Source organism: Neptunomonas phycophila (assembly GCF_001922575.1).
In the GTDB taxonomy this organism is placed as follows: domain Bacteria; phylum Pseudomonadota; class Gammaproteobacteria; order Pseudomonadales; family Balneatricaceae; genus Neptunomonas; species Neptunomonas phycophila.
In genome coordinates this window covers 2,186,675-2,205,960 of the sequence record NZ_MRCI01000001.1, presented here as the reverse complement: position 1 = coordinate 2,205,960, position 19,286 = coordinate 2,186,675, and the positions used below count along the sequence as shown (strand labels likewise).

At 44.1% G+C, this 19,286-nt stretch carries 15 protein-coding genes and 1 pseudogene; 11 read left to right on the top strand and 5 right to left on the bottom strand.

Features of this window, described 5'->3' with window-relative positions:
• Window positions 1-35: 35 nt before the first annotated feature.
• A complete protein-coding gene (yidD, locus tag BS617_RS10000) occupies window positions 36-317 on the bottom strand; it encodes a membrane protein insertion efficiency factor YidD (protein ID WP_075173533.1) in 282 nt (93 codons plus the stop codon).
• Window positions 318-491: 174 nt separating this feature from the next.
• Window positions 492-1,880 carry a PhoH family protein gene (locus tag BS617_RS09995; RefSeq protein ID WP_075172665.1) on the bottom strand — a complete coding sequence of 463 codons (1,389 nt, stop codon included), beginning with the start codon at window positions 1,878-1,880 and terminating at the stop codon, window positions 492-494.
• A gap of 142 nt (window positions 1,881-2,022) precedes the next feature.
• Here BS617_RS09995 and cobB point away from each other — a divergent pair.
• From cobB to BS617_RS09940, 11 genes and pseudogenes are all read left to right on the top strand, one after another.
• Window positions 2,023-2,766: pseudogene (cobB, locus tag BS617_RS09990) on the top strand (Sir2 family NAD+-dependent deacetylase); the annotation flags it as partial.
• A gap of 118 nt (window positions 2,767-2,884) precedes the next feature.
• Window positions 2,885-4,255 (top strand): nucleotide 5'-monophosphate nucleosidase PpnN, encoded by a 1,371-nt coding sequence (gene ppnN / locus BS617_RS09985; RefSeq protein ID WP_075172663.1) that lies wholly within the window; start codon window positions 2,885-2,887, stop codon window positions 4,253-4,255.
• A gap of 183 nt (window positions 4,256-4,438) precedes the next feature.
• Window positions 4,439-5,383, top strand: coding sequence for a peptidoglycan DD-metalloendopeptidase family protein (locus BS617_RS09980; protein ID WP_075172662.1), 945 nt, complete (start codon window positions 4,439-4,441; stop codon window positions 5,381-5,383).
• Window positions 5,332-5,778, top strand: a complete 447-nt coding sequence (locus BS617_RS09975; RefSeq protein WP_075172661.1) for a bactofilin family protein — start codon at window positions 5,332-5,334, stop codon at window positions 5,776-5,778. Before BS617_RS09980 ends, BS617_RS09975 begins: the two co-directional genes overlap by 52 nt.
• Window positions 5,779-5,791: 13 nt before the next feature.
• On the top strand, window positions 5,792-6,589 hold the full coding sequence (locus BS617_RS09970; RefSeq protein WP_075172660.1) for a class II glutamine amidotransferase: 798 nt from the start codon (window positions 5,792-5,794) through the stop codon (window positions 6,587-6,589).
• 8 nt (window positions 6,590-6,597) lie between these two features.
• Window positions 6,598-8,256, top strand: coding sequence for an AMP-binding protein (locus tag BS617_RS09965; RefSeq protein WP_075172659.1), 1,659 nt, complete (start codon window positions 6,598-6,600; stop codon window positions 8,254-8,256).
• Between the two features lie 50 nt (window positions 8,257-8,306).
• Entirely contained in the window at window positions 8,307-12,230 is a 3,924-nt protein-coding gene (gene hrpA, locus BS617_RS09960; protein WP_083609993.1) for an ATP-dependent RNA helicase HrpA, read from the top strand.
• Between the two features lie 327 nt (window positions 12,231-12,557).
• On the top strand, window positions 12,558-13,520 hold the full coding sequence (locus BS617_RS09955) for a porin (protein ID WP_075172657.1): 963 nt from the start codon (window positions 12,558-12,560) through the stop codon (window positions 13,518-13,520).
• Between the two features lie 129 nt (window positions 13,521-13,649).
• Window positions 13,650-14,375: an MlaA family lipoprotein gene (locus BS617_RS09950; protein ID WP_075172656.1), complete on the top strand. Its 726-nt coding sequence runs from the start codon at window positions 13,650-13,652 to the stop codon at window positions 14,373-14,375.
• A 37-nt stretch (window positions 14,376-14,412) separates the two neighbouring features.
• The gene (locus BS617_RS09945) at window positions 14,413-15,609 is read left to right on the top strand and encodes a PP2C family protein-serine/threonine phosphatase (RefSeq protein ID WP_075172655.1); all 1,197 of its coding nucleotides are present in this window, start codon (window positions 14,413-14,415) and stop codon (window positions 15,607-15,609) included.
• On the top strand, window positions 15,610-16,101 hold the full coding sequence (locus tag BS617_RS09940; protein ID WP_083609992.1) for an STAS domain-containing protein: 492 nt from the start codon (window positions 15,610-15,612) through the stop codon (window positions 16,099-16,101).
• Between the two features lie 675 nt (window positions 16,102-16,776).
• Here BS617_RS09940 and dusA read toward each other — a convergent pair.
• The 3 genes from dusA to BS617_RS09925 all read right to left on the bottom strand — a co-directional run bounded on the left by dusA (window position 16,777) and on the right by BS617_RS09925 (window position 19,177).
• Window positions 16,777-17,712, bottom strand: a complete 936-nt coding sequence (gene dusA / locus BS617_RS09935; protein WP_083610071.1) for a tRNA dihydrouridine(20/20a) synthase DusA — start codon at window positions 17,710-17,712, stop codon at window positions 16,777-16,779.
• 123 nt (window positions 17,713-17,835) lie between these two features.
• Window positions 17,836-18,582 carry a glycerophosphodiester phosphodiesterase family protein gene (locus BS617_RS09930; RefSeq protein WP_075172653.1) on the bottom strand — a complete coding sequence of 249 codons (747 nt, stop codon included), beginning with the start codon at window positions 18,580-18,582 and terminating at the stop codon, window positions 17,836-17,838.
• 25 nt (window positions 18,583-18,607) lie between these two features.
• Window positions 18,608-19,177, bottom strand: coding sequence for a LemA family protein (locus tag BS617_RS09925; RefSeq protein WP_083609991.1), 570 nt, complete (start codon window positions 19,175-19,177; stop codon window positions 18,608-18,610).
• Window positions 19,178-19,286 lie beyond the last annotated feature (109 nt).

Sequence of the window (19,286 nt, the reverse complement as noted above, 5' to 3'; positions counted from 1 at the left end):
TATCCAGTCAGCGATCATTGGTGTTGGTAACTAGTTTAGCTATCTAGCTTTGATTTTGTATGACAATCACATTGGTTTTTTTTCTCGGGGACGGGGTCCATCCCGCCTTCGTGCCATGGGCCACATTTGAGTAGGCGGACTGTACCAAGCCACAAGCCTTTCAAAATACCATGCTCTTCAATGGCTTGAATCATATAGCTAGAGCAACTGGGGTAAAAGCGGCAGTTATTGCCTAGCAATGGACTGATCGCAATTTGGTAAATGCGAACTAAGCCAACGAGCAAAGCCTTGATTGCCCAGCGAAATTTCGAAATCATGTACGTTAGACCTTTCTGCTGGTTAGGCAGAGCCTCAAAATGTTCATTAAGAAACTTTATTATACGTTGAAGATTAGCAATAGATATCGGCTTTTGCTCAAGCATCGATGATTGCTTTTTAAAGAGGGTGGGACCCTCTTTAAAAAGCGGTTGTTTAACTTGAAGAGTCTATCTTTAGAGATTTTTTTCGGCATATTCAGCCAGACGAGAGCGGAAGATCCCCTCAAGGTGAATATTGGCAGAGCCTTCAAAACCTCTAAAACGCTCAACGAGATACGTTAAGCCTGACGTTAAAGCGGTTAAGTAGTTAGAGTCTATTTGAGCTAAGTTGCCTAAACAGATCATTTTTGTGCCTTTACCGCAGCGTGTGATAATCGTTTTTAATTGAGAAGGCGTTAAGTTTTGTGCCTCATCAATAATAACTAAAGCGTCTTGAATACTGCGTCCGCGAATGAAGTTGAGAGACTTGAACTGAATGTTCGCTTTTTCAATGGCGTACTTTACGCTGCTTTGCGGTCTTTCATCGCCTTCATGCATGGCTTCTAAATTGTCATGGATAGCACTGAGCCAAGGTGTCATTTTTTCTTCTTCGGTTCCTGGTAAGAAACCGATGTCCTCAGCTACCGGCGGCGTTGATCGAGTCACGATTATCTTGTTAAAGCGCTGTTGCTCTATCACCATTTCTAGTGCGCACGCTAACGCCAGTAATGTTTTTCCCGAACCTGCGGCTCCGTTTATAACACACAAATCTATTTCCGGATCGACTAACGATTGCATAGCAAAAGCTTGGAAGATAGTAATGGGCGATATTCCCCAGCACTCTTGCTGCATTAACCGATCATAGTTTAAATCGATAAGTGTTATTTCATCGCTATCAATGCTGGTAACACGGGCAGCGAAGTCCTTTGTGTCATCATAAATATATTCATTGACGTAGGCGTTTGGTAAGAGGGAGCGGGCTACTTTGTGGTAAGTGTTCCCATCCTTTTGGAAACTATTCACTTCAGTGACTTGTTCCCAAAAAGTCCCATCTAAATGCATGTGACCTGCGGGTAACAGTTCGATATCAGAAACGAGCTGGTCGGTACGGTAATCCTCTACTTTTTCGAGACCTGCGCCCATGGCCTTAAGGCGCATGTTGATATCTTTGGTGACTAAAACGACTTCGCGGTGGGTGGTTGTTGATTGGAGGTGGAGAGCGCAGTTGATGATGAGGTTGTCTTTGTTTTTTATATCGGGCAAAAAACCTTGCCGGACGGTGAGCTCATGATCAGGAAACACACTGAGCTTACCCAGCTTTGTTTCTCGATCTTTTCCGGGGAGTGTGATCGGGACCCCTTTGGCTATTTGCGAGGGGGTTGTAGCAGTAGAGAGTATATCATCTATCGCTCTGATCACTACGCGTGCCTCTTGGGCAACATTTTTTTTGCGGTCTTTGATGTCATCCAATTCCTCTAGAACAGTCATGGGAATGCAGACATCTTGCTCTTTAAATTCGTACAAACACCGTGGATCGTGAAGGAGGACATTGGTATCGAGAATATAGAGTTTAGTAGCACTCATCGGCTATATCCTTATGCGGCCCTGAGGGGGTAAGTAATTATTTGCAAATCACTTACTCATGATAGTCTACTTTGGACAAGCGAAGGTCAATATGCCATTGCAATAAATTTAACAAAGGTTTAGAGAGTATCGATGTAAGTACCAAGAAAGGAGGAGCGCAAGTATGTCGCTTAAATCACCCCAGTCTATTGTCGTGTTAACAGGGGCGGGTATTTCGGCTGAGTCGGGTATTAAAACCTTTAGAGCCAGTGATGGACTATGGGAGGAGCATCGCATTGAGGATGTGGCTACCCCTGAAGGCTTCAAACGCGATGCGGGTTTGGTCCATCGTTTTTATAATGCTCGTCGGGCTCAATTGAGTGAGGATGAGCTGCAGCCTAATGCCGCTCATCATGCGTTGGCTTACCTAGAATCTGAGTGTGAATGCGATTTTTTATTGGTGACGCAAAATGTGGATGATCTTCACGAACGAGCGGGGAGTCATCACCTGATACATATGCATGGGGAGCTGCTTAATGTTAGATGCCAAGTGTCAGGGTTTGTTTATAAAACAACCGCTCCAATCAGCCCGTCAACACTGTGTATGTGTTGTGGGTTAGAAGGTACATTACGGCCTGATATAGTTTGGTTTGGTGAAATGCCAATGCGCATGGAGCATATCTACGAAGCGCTTGACCAGTGTGATTTGTTTTTGTCGATTGGTACGTCTGGTCATGTCTATCCCGCCGCAGGGTTTGTTGAAGTGGCTAATGCCGCTGGAGCACATACAGTAGAAATAAACTTGGAGCCTACTCATAAACAATCGTTATTTGATCAGCATATATACGGTTTAGCGAGTGAAGAAGTACCTCGTTTGGTTGAGCAAATATTAGACAGGTCGACATGATAAGTTTTAAGTTAATGTTATTAAAGGATATACCTGAGTCTAAATCTGTTCTATGTTGTAACTGGTTAGTTAAGTATTTTTCCCATATGTATCTCTTTAAGGATGGAGGTGGTGCTGTATGATCACCGAGCAGTTTATTAGTACCAGTGTAACGCCACTGGAAAGTTTAGATATTCTCTCCCCGCATGAAGTCGCTAAGTTACAGGATAAAAGCAACAGCGGCTTATATCGTTTGTTTCGTCAATGCTCATTAGCTGTACTCAACACAGGTAGTGAAATGGACAGTGCCAGCCAAGTACTGGATCGTTTCAAAGACTTTGATATTCATATCAAACATAAACACAAAGGGGTGCAGCTTGAGTTGATTAATGCACCAGCAACCGCGTTTGTAGAAGGCGAGCTTATTCAAGGTATACGTGAGCATTTGTTTACTGTGTTGCGAGACCTGCTGTATGTCGGTGATGAACTCGATTTGTGTTGTGACACAGATGATATTTCGGAAAGAACCACGAACACGGTTTTCCATATTTTACGCCATGCTGATGCAATGAAACCGCATGTTAAGCCGAACATGGTGGTGTGTTGGGGCGGCCACTCAATTAAGCGACCAGAATATCAGTACACGAAAAAAGTCGGTTACGAGCTTGGTTTACGCCGCTTAAATATTTGCACCGGTTGCGGTCCCGGAGCGATGAAGGGGCCGATGAAAGGTGCGACCATTGCGCATTCTAAACAGCGTGTGCTAAACCCACGCTATGTAGGCCTTACTGAGCCAGGCATTATTGCGGCTGAGTCACCCAACCCAATCGTAAACGAATTAATTACGTTGCCGGATATTGAAAAGCGTCTTGAGGCGTTTGTGCGATTAGGGCACGGTATTATAGTGTTTCCTGGCGGCGCAGGAACCGCAGAAGAAATCCTATATATGTTGGGTATTTTGCTGCACCCTCGTAATAAGGATATACCGTTTCCATTAATTTTTACTGGACCAGAAGGAAGCGAGGCTTATTTCGAAACCGTGGATAAGTTTATTCGCGAAACCATTGGTGAGAATGCAACTAAACGCTACGAAATCATTGTCGATGATCCGCACCAAGTTGCTGTAAGAATGCGAGAAGGCTTAGACCTTGTATTAGCTCATCGCAAAGAAACCGATGAATCATTTCACTATAATTGGCAGCTTTTTATTCCGCCAGAATTCCAGCTTCCCTTTGAGCCAACCCATGAGGCCATGGCTACTCTCAATCTTAAACGAGGGCAAGAGGATTATATTTTGGCTGCCCAATTAAGGCGGGCGCTATCAGGTATCGTGGCTGGTAATGTTAAGGAGCCTGGTGTGGAAGCGATTCGTAAACATGGCCCATTCGAGCTTACAGGCGACAAAGATATTATGGCGTCACTGGATCATCTACTGGAATCGTTCGTTGACCAACACCGCATGAAGATTAATCACGAAGAGTATGTCCCTTGCTATAAAGTTGTTCGCTAGGGCGCGCTAAGTGTCAATAATGAATAGGTTCTCAACGGGGGGATAGCTTGTCTATCGACTGGCGAGAGCCTTTTTTATTGCCCTTTATTGGTGCTTGTTTACTTATCTTGAGTGCGTATTTATGACAATTGGGGTGTTTACGGGTATATTTACCACGCCAGATGTGCATTAAGGGTTCAATGTGTGAAAAATAAACTTATCGTGACGCTAACCACCGTTTATGGCTCGCGTCAGTATTCGTTAGGACAAGTAGCTCGTTATCTGGTCGCGTTTTTCGTCATTGTTTCGGCGGTTAGTTTTTTTATCTCGAATTGGTTATTGGTGAAAACGAGTGATGATCTGGCCAGTTTGGAAGAAGATCATCAGCAATTAACTGATCAATACGAAATGATGTTGGGTACTCAAACACTCTATAAAAACGAATTAGATGAGTTGAGTAGTTCGTTATCAAAAGTTGCAAATGAACGCGATCAACTACAAGAAGAAAATGTCCGAATGGGGGAGCTTCAGCTTTCTCTAGGCGAGAATTTAAACGAATTAGAAACGTTGCTCAACGTCCCCGATACAGGGGATGTATCCGCCGATCGTTTAGAAACATTAACAATGATGGCTAACCAGCGTTTATTTATGTTGAACAGTATGCCCAATGGACTGCCGATACAGGCCATCCGCATAAATGATGGCTTTGGTATGCGTATGCATCCGTTGCGCAAGAAACCTGTTTTGCATAAAGGTATTGATTACAAAGCAGAAATCGGGACCCCAGTCTATGCAACGGCTGATGGTGTGGTCGAGTTTTCTGGAAATAAAGGAGATGGTTACGGTCGGCAGGTTATTTTGCTGCATAACTTTGGCTTTCGGACGGCGTACGCCCATTTAAATAAAATGGTGGTTAGCAGCGGAGAGTTTGTGCACAAAGGCCAGAAAATTGCTGAGAGTGGCAATACTGGACAATCGACAGGTCCACACCTTCACTATGAGGTGCGCCACCTGTATAAGCCGATAAATCCGGCACCGTTTGTGGCGTGGAATATCGCCAACTTCGATACAATATTTACAACAGTGAAGAGTGTGAAATGGGCATCCTTAAAAAATCTGTATCCTCTCAACCAAACCGTTCAGCCATAACGATTATTGCTGAAGGTAATAAGTTCTCAGGTGATATGAGCGTTGTAGGCAAGATGCACATTGACGGTATCTTTGAAGGCCAAATCAACTCTTTAGATCATATCTCGATTGGTAAATCGGGGTCTGTTAACGGCTCGATCAAAGCCAAGCAGCTCATTGTTAGCGGGGTGTTAGAAGGCGAAGTCGTTTGCGATGAGCTCCATATTGAAAAAGGTGGCAAAGTTCGTGCTACGGTTTTAAGTAAGGTAATGTCGATTGATCCTGCGGGCTGCTTCCTCGGTGAACGTAAACTGCATGAAAAATCGTCACTTCAAGTTATTTCGCCACCTGAAGCGTCAGGTGTCGATGCTATTGATACCTTACCGGACAAGATTACTTTAAAAGTTAATAAATAAAGAGCATACCCTGATGTGTGAACTGCTTGGCATGAGTGCGAATGTCCCCACTGATATTTGCTTTAGTTTCAGCGGCCTTATGCAGCGTGGTGGAGGTACAGGGCCACACAGGGATGGTTGGGGTATCGCTTTTTATGATGGTAAAGGGGTGCGTGCTTTTCATGACCCTAAACCCAGTATCGATTCAGAAATAGCGCATCTTATTAAAGAGCATCCCATAAAAAGCTTAGTGGTGATAAGCCATATTCGACAAGCCAATGTGGGGTCTGTCTGCCTAGAAAATACACATCCTTTTATCCGTGAGCTTTGGGGATATAGCTGGTCGTTCGCTCACAATGGCCAATTGGACCCGCGTTTATACGACGAGCTTACGCTGCGTTTTTATCGTCCCGTTGGGACGACAGATAGCGAATTTGCGTTTTGTTGGTTGTTAGGTGAAATCCGCGACGCTTTTCCTGAGCGTCCAGATGATATGACACCCGTCATTGATTTGATACATGAGCGGTGTGAGCGTTTACGAGGGTACGGCGTATTCAATATGTTGTTGTCGGAATCAAGCCTCTTAATAACCTATTGCACGTCGAAGCTGTCTTGGCTGACGCGTCGAACTCCTTTTGGCCAGGCTCGGTTGATGGATGAAGATATGATAGTTGATTTCTGCCACGAAACGACTGATAGCGACATAGTCACTGTCATAGCAACAGAACCTTTAACCCATGATGAGCCGTGGACACCTATTAAAACAGGGCAGCTAACCGTGTTTAAAGGTGGCATTGACGCCGAGTATCGATATAGCGCTCAGCAAGAGTAGGTCGTAGCATGCATACGCTGACAGGAGTAAACGTCTTATCTGATGTGCTGTTGCGATCGGCTCGGTTATTTCCTGAAAAGCCGGCCTTCACTCATGCCGGTTCGACGCTGACGTACGCTCAGCTTGATCGTTTAAGCACTCAAGTTGCTGGTTATTTGCAATTTACGGGTACTTTATCTCGCCAAGATAGGGTGGCTTTGATGCTACCCAATTTACTCCATTACCCAGTTGCTATGTTTGGCGCCATGAAAGCCGGCATGATTGTGGTGAATATTAATCCTAACTTTGGTGAGGTCGAACTTAGGCATATCCTACGAGATAGTGGCGCTCGGGTGTTGATCACACTGCAAGAGTGCTTAGACAGGGTTGAGGCAGTTATTAACGAAACTTCCATAGCCGAAGTTATCGCAGCTGATGTTTTGGACTTGCATCCACTCTCGCAACGAGCATTTACTCGATTTATGGGGCTCCCCAGAAAATACCGTCGCTTTAAATCGGTTTTACCTCATCTGATTAGCTTTCGAAAAGTATTGCGCATAGGGCAAGCCGAGCTGTACGTCCATGAATCAATCTCTCCGGATGATATAGCCCTTATACAGTATACAGGTGGTACAACTGGAGACGCTAAAGGCGCGATTCTAAAACACCGGCACTTAATAGCAAATATGAATCAGCTATGTGGGTTGTTTGAGAATGATTTAAATACGGGGAGCGAAGTGGTTGTGGCTCCTATGCCGCTTTACCATATTTATTCGTTTACGTTGCACTGCTTAATGATGATCGCTTTTGCCGCTCGTATGGTGTTGATCCCCGATTGGCGTGATCGAGACTTGCTGGTGGAAGAACTAGGCCGTTATCCGTGTACATTTTTTGCCGGACTCAATACGTTGTTTGTTGGTTTGTGCCATCATCCAAACTTTTTACAGCTTGATTTTAGTGCACTTAAAATTACTTGCTCGGGTGGTGCGCCATTAAGTGAATCTACCGCTATAGAGTGGCGACGTATAACCGGATGCCCATTAGTAGAAGGTTATGGTCTAACAGAGGCCTCGCCGGTTATCTCGGTGAACTATCCACCTAGTGATAAATTTACAGGCAGCGTAGGTAAGCCGCTAACCCAAACAGAGTGTAAAGTGCTGAGCGAAGAAGGAGATGTGCTTTCGTATGGCGAAAAAGGTGAACTCTGGGTGAAGGGGCCACAAGTTATTAATCGCTACTGGAATATGCCCAAAGAAACAGAGGTATCTATACAAGAAGGTTGGCTTGAGACAGGTGATATTGTTTTAATGAATCAAGCGGGTGAGATTCATATCATTGACCGAAAAAGCGATATTATTAATGTCTCGGGCTTCCCTGTTTATCCAAGCGAACTCGAAAAAGTGATAAGCTGCCATCCGGATATTAAAGAGTGCGCCGTGATTGGTTTGCCCGATGAGGCGACAGGTGAGCAAATTAAGCTCTATGTTGTATCATCCAACCCTCGGTTGAACGTGCGCGATATTCGCGAATATTGCCGTGAGCGCTTAACTTCATACAAAGTGCCGCGCCTAGTTGAGTTTAAGCAACACTTGCCGCACACCCCAGTGGGTAAGGTTTTACGCAGACAGTTGCGAGATGAAGCCTTAGCGGTGCATGTCAGCTCGCCATTATCAACATCTTATTTTTAGTATTAGCCTACCGCTGCGCCTTAAATCTACCATAAATACATGAGCTTATTTTGAAACCTAGTAACTCAGATACACACACATCCGTGCTTGAGCAATGTCAAACAAGTGATCGCTTTCGTATCGAAAAACGGTTGCAACAAATTGCTGCGCGTTCTGCTTCGGGCCAACCTACCTCTAAAATGCAGGCAGATTTAGAGCAAACTATCGAAAAAAGTACCGCTCTCACTCAGCAACGTCTAGACAGTATTGGTGTCGTTAATTATCCGGATTTACCGGTTGCGGAAAAAAAAGACGCTATTAAAGCTGCTATTTCTGAAAATCAGGTGGTTGTTATAGCCGGTGAGACGGGGTCGGGTAAAACGACGCAGCTACCTAAAATTTGTTTAGAACTTGGGTTGGGAGCAAAAGGGCTCATAGGGCATACCCAACCTAGAAGGCTCGCTGCTCGTACTGTAGCCAACCGTATAGCCGACGAGTTGAATACGACGATAGGCGATAAAGTGGGCTATCAGGTGCGTTTTACGGATCAGGTCAGCCAAGGCTCTCTTATTAAATTGATGACTGATGGTATTTTGCTAGCCGAGACCCAGCACGACCGTTACTTGTCAAAGTACGAAGTCATCATCATTGATGAAGCGCACGAACGCAGTCTGAACATAGATTTTCTATTAGGCTATATTAAGCGTATTTTACCGCAGCGCCCTGATCTTAAACTGATCATAACATCGGCAACTATCGACCTAGAGCGTTTCTCTAAGCACTTTGATGACGCGCCCGTAATTGAAGTCTCTGGCCGGACATTCCCCGTTGACGTGTTATATCGTCCTCTGGTGAGCGATGATGAAGATACTAAAGATAGAACAACACAGCAGGCCATTATTGATGCAGTGGAAGAGATCATAGCCTTAGACAGACAGACTAAGAACACAGGCCCAAAGGATGTACTTGTTTTTTTAAGCGGTGAGCGTGATATACGTGAGGCCGCTGATGTGCTTCGTAAAGCCCAGTTGCGTGATACAGAAATTATGCCTTTGTATGCGCGATTAAGCGCCGCAGAGCAAAACCGTATATTTGAGAACAAGCGTTCGAGTGGTCGTCGAATTGTATTGGCGACTAACGTAGCGGAAACGTCCGTTACTGTGCCCGGTATAGGCTATGTAATCGATACTGGGGTAGCGCGTATCTCGCGTTACAGTTATCGCTCTAAGGTGCAGCGCTTGCCGATTGAAGCGATATCCCAGGCCAGTGCTAATCAACGCGCGGGGCGTTGTGGACGAATAGCGCCGGGTGTGTGTATTCGCTTATACAGTGAAGAAGATTTTTTACAGCGACCGCTCTTTACGGATGCCGAAATTCGCCGTACCAATTTAGCCGCCGTTATTTTACAGATGCTGTCGCTGAAACTGGGTAGTATTGATCAGTTTCCGTTTATAGATCCACCTGATAGCCGCTTTATTAATGATGGCTTTAAGTTATTAGAAGAGCTTGGTGCGGTTGATGCGCATCGTAAAATGACATCGCTTGGTCGGCGCTTGTCGATGCTGCCTGTAGATCCGCGCATAGGCCGGATGATAATAGAGGCGGATAAGCAACAGGCATTAAGCGAGCTACTAATCATAGCTAGCGCCCTTAGTGTGCAAGACCCGAGGGAGCGCCCAGCCGATAAGCAACAGGCTGCCGATCAAAAACATCAAGAATATATCGATAAAGACTCTGATTTCCTCGGTTTTGTAAACTTATGGAATAGTTACGAAGAGCAGCGCCAGTCGTTGTCACAAAACCAATTACGCAATTATTGTAAAAAGCACTTTTTGTCATATATGCGCATGAGAGAATGGCGGGATGTGCACCGTCAGTTGCACCTCAGCATTCGACAAATGAATATGCGTGAGAATTCAGAACCTGCGAGCTATAAAGCAATCCATGTTTCGTTGCTAGCGGGTCTATTGAGCCAGTTGGGCTTTAAACAAGAGAATAAAGAATACTTGGGAGCGCGAAATCGGCGTTTCCATATTTTTCCTGCATCAGGTTTATTTAAAAAATCGCCTAAATGGATAATGGCTGCAGAGTTAGTAGAAACCTCAAAGGTTTTTGCTCGTTGTGTGGCGAAGATAGAGCCTGAATGGGCGGAGCCATTGGCTAGTCATCTAGTAAAGCGCACCTACCTTGAACCCGCATGGCATAAAAAGCGCGCTCAAGTTGTTGCTGTGGAACAAGTGACGTTATTCGGATTGTTGATTATTCCCAAGCGGATCATTAACTATGGGAAAATCGATCCGCAAGCCTCCCATGATATTTTTATACGTTCGGCATTGGTTGAAGGCGACTACCAAACAAAAGCTCCTTTCTTCACTCATAACCAGGCATTACTTGAGCAAGTTGAGGCACTAGAGGCAAAATCGCGTCGTAAAGATCTGCTTGTCGATGAAGATACGCTGTTCGACTTTTATTTCCGTAAATTGAACGAGCTCGGTGGCGAGAATGTAGTTAATGGTGCTGGATTTGAAAAATGGCGAAAAGACGTAGAGCAGGCCAACAGCCAAGTCTTATTTTTAACTCAAGCCGATATTCTTCAGCGCTCTGCTGATCATATCTCTAAGCAAGCTTACCCCGATGATTTAAAATGGAAGGGTGTAAAGTTATCCCTCCATTACCATTTTGAGCCAAGCGCTCAGGATGATGGCGTGACATTAGATGTACCGCTTCCTCTTTTAAAACAGCTCCCTCTGCAACGTTTAGAGTGGCTTGTGCCTGGTATGCTGCGAGAAAAGTGTGAGGCGATATTAAGATCATTACCAAAACAGACTCGAAAGCAGTTTGTGCCAGTACCAGACTATGCCCAAGCGGTAAGTCAGGCAATGGTCTTTGCTGATGGGGATCTTTACGAGGCAATGTCTCATCAACTTCTGCGTATGACAGGCCACCGGGTTACCAGTGAAGAGCTAAAGCAAGCCACATTAGAAGATCACTATCGTATCAACTTGCGTTTGCTGGACGCTAAAGGCAAACAGATAGCCCAAGGTCGGGACTGGGAAGCTCTGTGTGAGCAGTTTGGTGAATCGGCAGAGCAGGCTATTAATAGTGCGCCTGATGAAAAATGGGGGCGCACACAAATAATGCGCTGGGATTTTGGCGAGTTACCCGTAAAAATACAGACTCGGCAAGCAGGAGGGATCCAAGTTGATGCGTGGCCTATGCTTGTCGATCAAGGTACTCATGTCGATTTAAAGGTGGCGATGAATGCATCGTTTGCAGAGCAATCTTCTATATTAGGGATGGTTCGTTTAGCTCGCTTAGCACTAAATAGTGAAATCAAAAAGCAGCTCTCATCTATTTTTAAAATTAATGAAAGCGCTATTTATGTGGCTAAAGTGATGACTAAAAAACAACTAGAAGAGGGGATACTGACACTGGCGTTACGAAAAATCATGGATCTGGATGAAAAAATTCCTAGAACAGAGAAAGATTTTGAAAATCGATTGTTGTCTGTAAAAAAAGATTTACCCCAAGTTTTAAGAGACACAGCAGAACAAGTTTTTACTATTCACCAGTCTTATCATCGCATACAAAGTCATTTGAATGGGCGCGTATCTTTGGACGGCATCAGTATTTTAAATGATATAAAAAGTCAGCTTGGTGGTTTAATTAATAAGCAGTATTTATTCAATATGTCGTGGGTAGTGTTTGCAGAATACACTAGATATATGAATGCTATTGAAGTTCGTTTAGAAAAGTACCAACGAGAAATACCCAAACAACGTTTATTAAGTGATCAACTTCAAGGGTATTATCAGGCGTGTTACAAAGCGTTTGAAGTTAAAGAGAAGCGCGGTGAGTTTGATATACAACTGTCTGAATTTCGTTGGTACCTAGAAGAATACCGAGTTTCGCTCTTTGCACAGCAACTGGGTACTAAAGAACCGGTATCTGAAAAACGGGTAGTCCAGAGATGGCGGGCGTTAGAAGCTGATTGAGGTCATTAAAAGTAGCCTTGAAGAGGTAGTAACCCTAAAAACTATACGTTACTAAGTTTCAAGGGGTTGCGTGCTTAAGGGAGCTGTGCTGTAATGCACGCAAATTATGCGTAACTGGTTGCTTTTTGGTAGTTAACTGGTTATAAATTAAGCAAGTGTTTGAATTATTTTAAACATTGGACAGAAAGTGAAAGTTTTTTGATTCACATGTTTGAAATATTCGAGATGTATAGTATTTTCTTGATAGTACTAACGGCTTTGTCGGCTGGTACCTTAAGAAAAACTAGAATTCACTACTAGTATGTTGAATATTGAAGGGGAAATTTGATGAAAAAGTCACTGATCGCTCTAGCTGTCGCTGGTGCTTTGACTGCTCCAATGGTTGCTCAAGCTGACGCTACACTTTACGGTAAGCTAGAAGCAGTTTTGCAAGCTAAAGAAGACAATGACGTTAATCTGTTCATGGATGACGTTATCTTCGGTTTGAAAGGTTCGGCTGACACTTCTGTAGAAGGCTTAACAGCTATCTACAAAATGGAAGTTGAATTGAACGAAGCAGCTGGTCCAGAAGCTGTTGATTCTGAAGCTGCTTCAATCACTACTCGTTACGCTTACGTTGGTGCTACTGGTGCTTTCGGTACAGTACTGGCTGGTCGTGTTGCTAACCCAACTGACGTTGTTGAAGGTTACGGCGATGTATCTAACAAAGCTGGTGCATTGTACTTCAACCCAGACCGTCTAGGTTCTACACTTGCTTACTTGTCTCCTAGCTTCTCTGGCTTTGATTTCTACGTAGCTGGTATTATGGACGGCGCTGTATCTGGTGCTGGTACTAATGGCGACGACGTTGATGGTTACACTTTAGGTGCTAACTACATGGCTGGTCCTTTAAGCCTGTCTGTTGGTTACTGGGAAATGGAAGGCACATACGTAAACGGTTACGGTGCAGGTACTGATGGCGACCTAACTAACATCTTAGTAGGTGGTTCTTACGCTTTCGGTCCTTTGACTCTTGGCCTAGCTTACGAAAACAAAGAAGACGATTCTGACGAATACGAGTTGTACGGTGTTTCTGCTACATACTCTGCTGGCGCTGCTACTCCTTACATCCAGTACTCACAAGCTGATGAAGGTTCAGCTGATGCTGATGAGTGGGCTCTTGGTCTAAACTATGCTCTAGGCAAAAAAGCATCTGTAGGTGTTGAATACTCTACAGTTGACGCTGACACTGATTTCGCTAGCGCAGACGAAGGCGACCAGTTCAACGTATCTTACACAGTTAAGTTCTAATCTTATTTAAGATTAGCTCTTGCTAAGAAAAGGCTCCTTCGGGAGTCTTTTTTCGTTTACGTAAAGAATTTCTTTTTGCACTGCAGTATTTTAGAATGGGTAATTCTTTTAACTCTTTTGGAAGCACGAATGTCTTTGTTCACTAAGTCGCTGTCGAAAACATCTTTTCTAACACTGTGTCTTGGCTCGTCTATAGGCTTATACAGTAGTGCTGCTGTATCTGAAGTAGAATCAGACCCTTGGGAAGGTGTTAACCGTATTACCTACGGCTTTAACAAAGGAGTTGATTTGGTTGTTCTACGTCCTTTAGCTAAAGGTTATGAGTTTGTTACACCGGATCCTGTAGAGAAGGGCGTACATAACTTTTTTTCGAATCTGTCTGATGTTGGCTCGTTAGTTAATAACTTACTACAGCTTAAAGGCGATGCGTCTGCACATGATTTTGCGCGTATTATGTTGAATACGACGTTTGGTTTGGGTGGTATTCTCGATGTGGCAACGCCTATGGGTTCACCTAAGTCGGGTGAGGATTTTGGCCAAACGCTAGGTTACTGGGGAGTAGGCTCAGGACCTTACTTAGTTTTACCTTTTTTGGGGCCGTCTTCTGTTCGTGATGGTTTTGCTAAAATCCCTGACAGCTACACGAATGTATGGGGGCAAGCGGTGGATCATGTACCTACGCGCAATACGGGCTATGGTTTAGAAGTCTTGGATGCGCGGGTGGGATTGTTTCCTTTAGAGAAACTGATCAGCGGCGATGAATATAGTTTTGTTCGCGACGCCTATTTGCAACGCCGCGAATTTTCGGTGCGTGATGGTCGTATGGATACAGGCTTTGACGCAAGCGATTTTTAACCAAAACGTTGGCCCGTAAGGGGTGTTGGTTGTATGAATGTCGAGTGATGTAAGCGGGTTGATACAAATAGTTAATTTTTCAGGTAGCTCGCAAGCCTGGCTGCAGTCCGTTTTAGCGTGTTACGGAAAGTCCACGATAGTGGGGGCTTTTGAAGAACTGACTATTTTGCCTACTGTTCGCTTGAATATTGTGTTTATAGCAGATCTTTCTGATATTGAACGATTTGAAACCAGACACATGCTGTACTCTGATCATAATAGTCAGGGTGATGTGTTGGCTGATAGCCCTTTTTGTTACGAAACCTTAGCTATTCTTGCTACAGAAGATGCCGCATTGATACTCAAATCACTTAGGTCTGGCATTGATGATGTATTTATTATGTCTCAGCTAGAAACTGATGTGGCGCCATTTACTTTACGGGCTTTACAGGCGCTGCGGCGCTGTCATTTGATAAGTGAGGGACACGAGTATCGGGAAAGTTTAGAAGCAACGTTAAAAGAGCTGCAAGACGACCAGCAAGCCGCTTATCAATTACAAAAGCGTATTTTACCCGAGACCCATCAAAGTATTGATGGTTTCCAATATGATTATGCATTGTTGCCTTCGCTGGTTGCCAGTGGTGATTTTGTAGATATTATCCCTATTGATGATCATCGAACGCTCTTCTATGTTGCCGATGTATCAGGGCATGGCACATCATCAGCGCTGATAACAGTCTTACTTAAAAACCTCACTTTTAGATTACTAAGAAATCATCGTCGGGATTCAAGCCACGATATACTTTCGCCCTTGAGTACTGTTCAGCGTATGAACATTGATTTATGTGCGTTAGAATTAGATAAACATTTAACAATTTTTTGTGGCCTTATTGATTCTCAATCTAACCGCTTAACCTATACCGTAGGCGGCCATCACCCTATGCCCATTCTTAAGACAAAATCTAGTACGCGTTTTTTAGAGGGTAAAGGAATGCCAGTGGGCTTGTTGCCCAGCGCTCATTTTGAAGAGTACTCAATTACCATCGATGATGTTTTTTCATTAACTATCATGTCCGATGGTGTTTTAGAATTGCTTCCTGAAGGTACAATAGAAAAGAAAGAGTCGGATATCCTTAATTGGGTAAAAGCTCATTACCTAACATTGGATGCTTTTAGTGAATTTGTATTTGAAGAAACAGACATTGAAAATGGTTTGCCAGATGATATTACCATCATGTCTGTATCGAGAGTGTAGATGAAAGAGCAAAACGAAGGGGCTATTTTTTATGCAATGCGTGATAGCCACTATGTAATAAAGTTTATTGGTGAAATTCGTCTAACCTTGTGCGGTGCATTAGATCGCCATCTTGAGCGTGTGCTCTCTTCTGGGGAGTGTCAGCATGTATTGGTTGATTTAACAGAGTCTGACTTTTTAGACAGTACTACACTGGGTTTGATTGCCAAGATAGCCATTCGCGCAAAAGAACAGAAATTAGCCGATCCGGTGTTGGTATCTGTTAATGCCGATGTAACACGAACATTACTCAACATGGGTTTTGATCGAATTTTCGTTATCCTAGATTCGCTACCAGAGACCGTAACCGAATTGAAACAAGTGCCTATGGTGCAGGAGTCACTAGAGGCAACTCAGCAGCGCATAATCAACGCGCACAAAGTATTAATGTCTTTAAATGAAACTAATTACCAAGCGTTTTGTAATTTAGTATCTACTCTCGAAGAAAAATAGGAATTTTTCCTATATCCATCATCTCTGATTTCCGTAGAATGTACCAAGTCAGCGAGACAACAAGGAAGTGTCGTCGAAAGGATATTCGCGAGGAATTAGCGGTCTCGGACATGTTGGTTAGGATAACCAGCAGCTTATACGGAAGTAGGGTGTAGGGCTCAAAGCTGGATGCGTAATTGAGCCCTTTCTTCATTTCTCATAGTTTTACATCTTCTCTGCTATTATTTTCATTCCCTTTTAGAAATACTTTGTTCTCCAGTTCTCCAGTTCTCCAGTTCTCCAGTTCTCCAGTTCTCCAGTTCTCCAGTTCTCCAGTTCTCCAGTTCTCCAGTTCTCCAGTTCTCCAGTTCGTATTGAAGAGGATGATTTTTGGAGGCGGGATGGGTCGTATTTTCACTATATGAGTTTTGATTTTTTTGATGGGTTACAGATCAAAATAGGACTTTTTCCTATAGTCTTCATCCGGCAATTCCGTAGAATGGTCCATGTCAGCGAGACAACAAGGAAGTATCGTTCGAAAGGATGTCGCAAGGATATTGACGGTCTCGGACCTACTAATCAGGATGATTAGTAATCTACATGGAAGTAGAATGAAGGGCTCAAAGCAATGGATGCGAACTGAGCCCTTTACTTTTTTACCCGCCTATTTAATCCCTTATACAACAACAGTTATTTTTAGGTGAGCTTTTCTAGAGCGAGCTGTAAGACATCGATGCCGGCGCCTGGCTTGTGAGCATTTTCACTAATAACTCGACGGAATTGTTTACCGCCTCGTTCGCCATGAAATAGCCCGAGTAAGTGCCTTAATATATGATTCAGTGCCACGCCATTACTTAACTGCTGCTCAATGTAAGGGAAGTAAGCTTCCAGTACTTGTGCTCGTGTGAGCACGTCTTTGGGAGCGTTACCGTAAATAACAGTATCAACATCAATTAGCATGTACGGGTTGTGGTAGGCCTCGCGACCAACCATTACACCATCAATATATTTAAGATGTTCAAGACTCGTCTCTAGTGTTTTGATTCCCCCGTTCAGAATAACCTCTAACTCTGGATTGAGCTGTTTAATTGCATAAGCACGCTCATATTGTAACGGTGGAATATCGCGATTATCTTTGGGGCTAAGGCCATCGAGAATGGCTTTGCGAGCATGAATAATAAAGGTTTTGCAGCCAGATTCTTTTACTGTTGAAATAAACCCATGTAAGTGCTCGTCGCTATCAAGATCATCAATACCTAAGCGGTGTTTGACGGTGATCGGAATGCCTACAGCTTGCTGCATTTCGCCAAGACAATCTCGTACGATGGTCGGGTGAGCCATAAGGCATGCACCAATCATGTTGTTCTGGACCCGGTCACTCGGGCAGCCGACATTTAGGTTGACTTCATCGTAACCATAATCCTCTGCCATTTTAGCGCATTCTGCTAATTCTTTAGGGTTGCTTCCTCCTAGCTGCAAAGCAACAGGGTGCTCTCCATCGTTATAGCTAAGGTAGCGATCACGATCCCCATAAATTAATGCACCTGTCGTTACCATTTCGGTATACAGTACAGATTGGTTAGTCATGGTTCGGTGAAACATACGGCAATGGCGATCAGTCCACGCCATCATAGGGGCAACGGAGAAGCGACGATTTAAAGCAGTTTGTGGCAAAAGAAGTACTCGTGAAAATCAATATTAATTCAGGGTGCGCCACTAAGGGCGCAATTGCCCCTTATTATATATGGCTTCGCTTTATTCTGCCTTATTGTTTAGGTATTGGGTGAACAGATGGGCTTGGTCGCTAAAGAGGGTATCAATTCCTGATTGCCATAGTTGAATGGCTTCGTTCAGGTTATTACAAGTATACGCAGCGATTTGGTAGCCTTTCGACTTGATCGCGGTAATTGAGTCTTGCGTTAATTTCGAGTAATGGCAGTGAAGGCTCAATGGCTGGATACGGTGGGCGACGCTTTGCCAGTCTGGTTGTAAATCCTCATATAACATAGCTAGCAGTGCGTCAGGGTCGGCTTTTCGGTAGGCCAGTAATATGTCGTGGTCAAAGCTGCTTATGACGATGGGTTGGCTACTTTTCCAATATTTCTTTATGTGGCTATACGCGCAACGCACAATAGTAGCATGGCTTACATGGGGCTGAGCTTTAAGTTCTAGGTTAAGCCCCATGTGGTAAGTAGATAATAGGCTTAGCATTTCAGCCAGGGTGGGGATTGGCTCAGCAGCAAACTCATGCGAAAACCAGCTTCCTGCATCTAGCCAGGCGAGGTCTTCTCGGTTGATATCTACTAAATGACCTTGGTGTTGCGTGCAGCGTTCTAGGGTGTCGTCGTGAAATATAACTGCAGTGCCATCGCCCAGTAAGCTAAGGTCTATTTCTACCCAGCTAATGCCATGGGAATATGCGGCGTGAATAGCTGCAAAGGTGTTTTCTGGAGCCAGAGCTGATAAACCACGGTGTCCAATTACGGGCGGTAGTCTAACCATTGTTTATCGCTCCTTCGGCTATAGATTAAAAGCTAACATTTGGCACTTGACGCACCGCTTCGGCTTCCGCTGGGTCTAGCTCAAAATAGCTACGCTTTTCAAAGTTAAATTTCTGTGCCACTAAATTAGACGGGAAACTATCAACTAAAATGTTTAAATCACGTGCTGATCCGTTGTAGAAGCGGCGCGCCATTTGTATATGATCTTCTAGTTCTTGCAGTTGCTCTTGTAAATCAAGGAAGTTGGTATTGGCCTTGAGGTCAGGGTAGGCTTCGGCTAAGGCAAATAATTGACGCAGGGCACCGGTCAATTGAGATTCGGCTTGTGCTGCCGCTTCTGGGCTTCCTGTGCCTATTTGGACAGCAGAGTTACGCGCATTGATTACGTTTTCGAGTGTTTCTTGCTCGTGCTTGGCGTAACCTTTTACTGTTTCTACTAGGTTGGGAATAAGGTTGTGCCGACGTTTGAGTTGAACTTCAATGCCGCTCCATGCTTCTTCTGCGCGTGCGCGCTTATCAACGAGTTTATTGTAAAGGCTGATAATATATAGGGCGATTGCGATGATCAGCCCCACGATAATTGAAAATGTAATCACACAACGCTCCTAGGTTTGTTTGTCAGTTTTAAACTCGGTTATATGGCTGTTCTTTACCCGCTGCCTTGTTAATAACGCTAGTTTACCTGCATTGGCTTAAATAGCATGT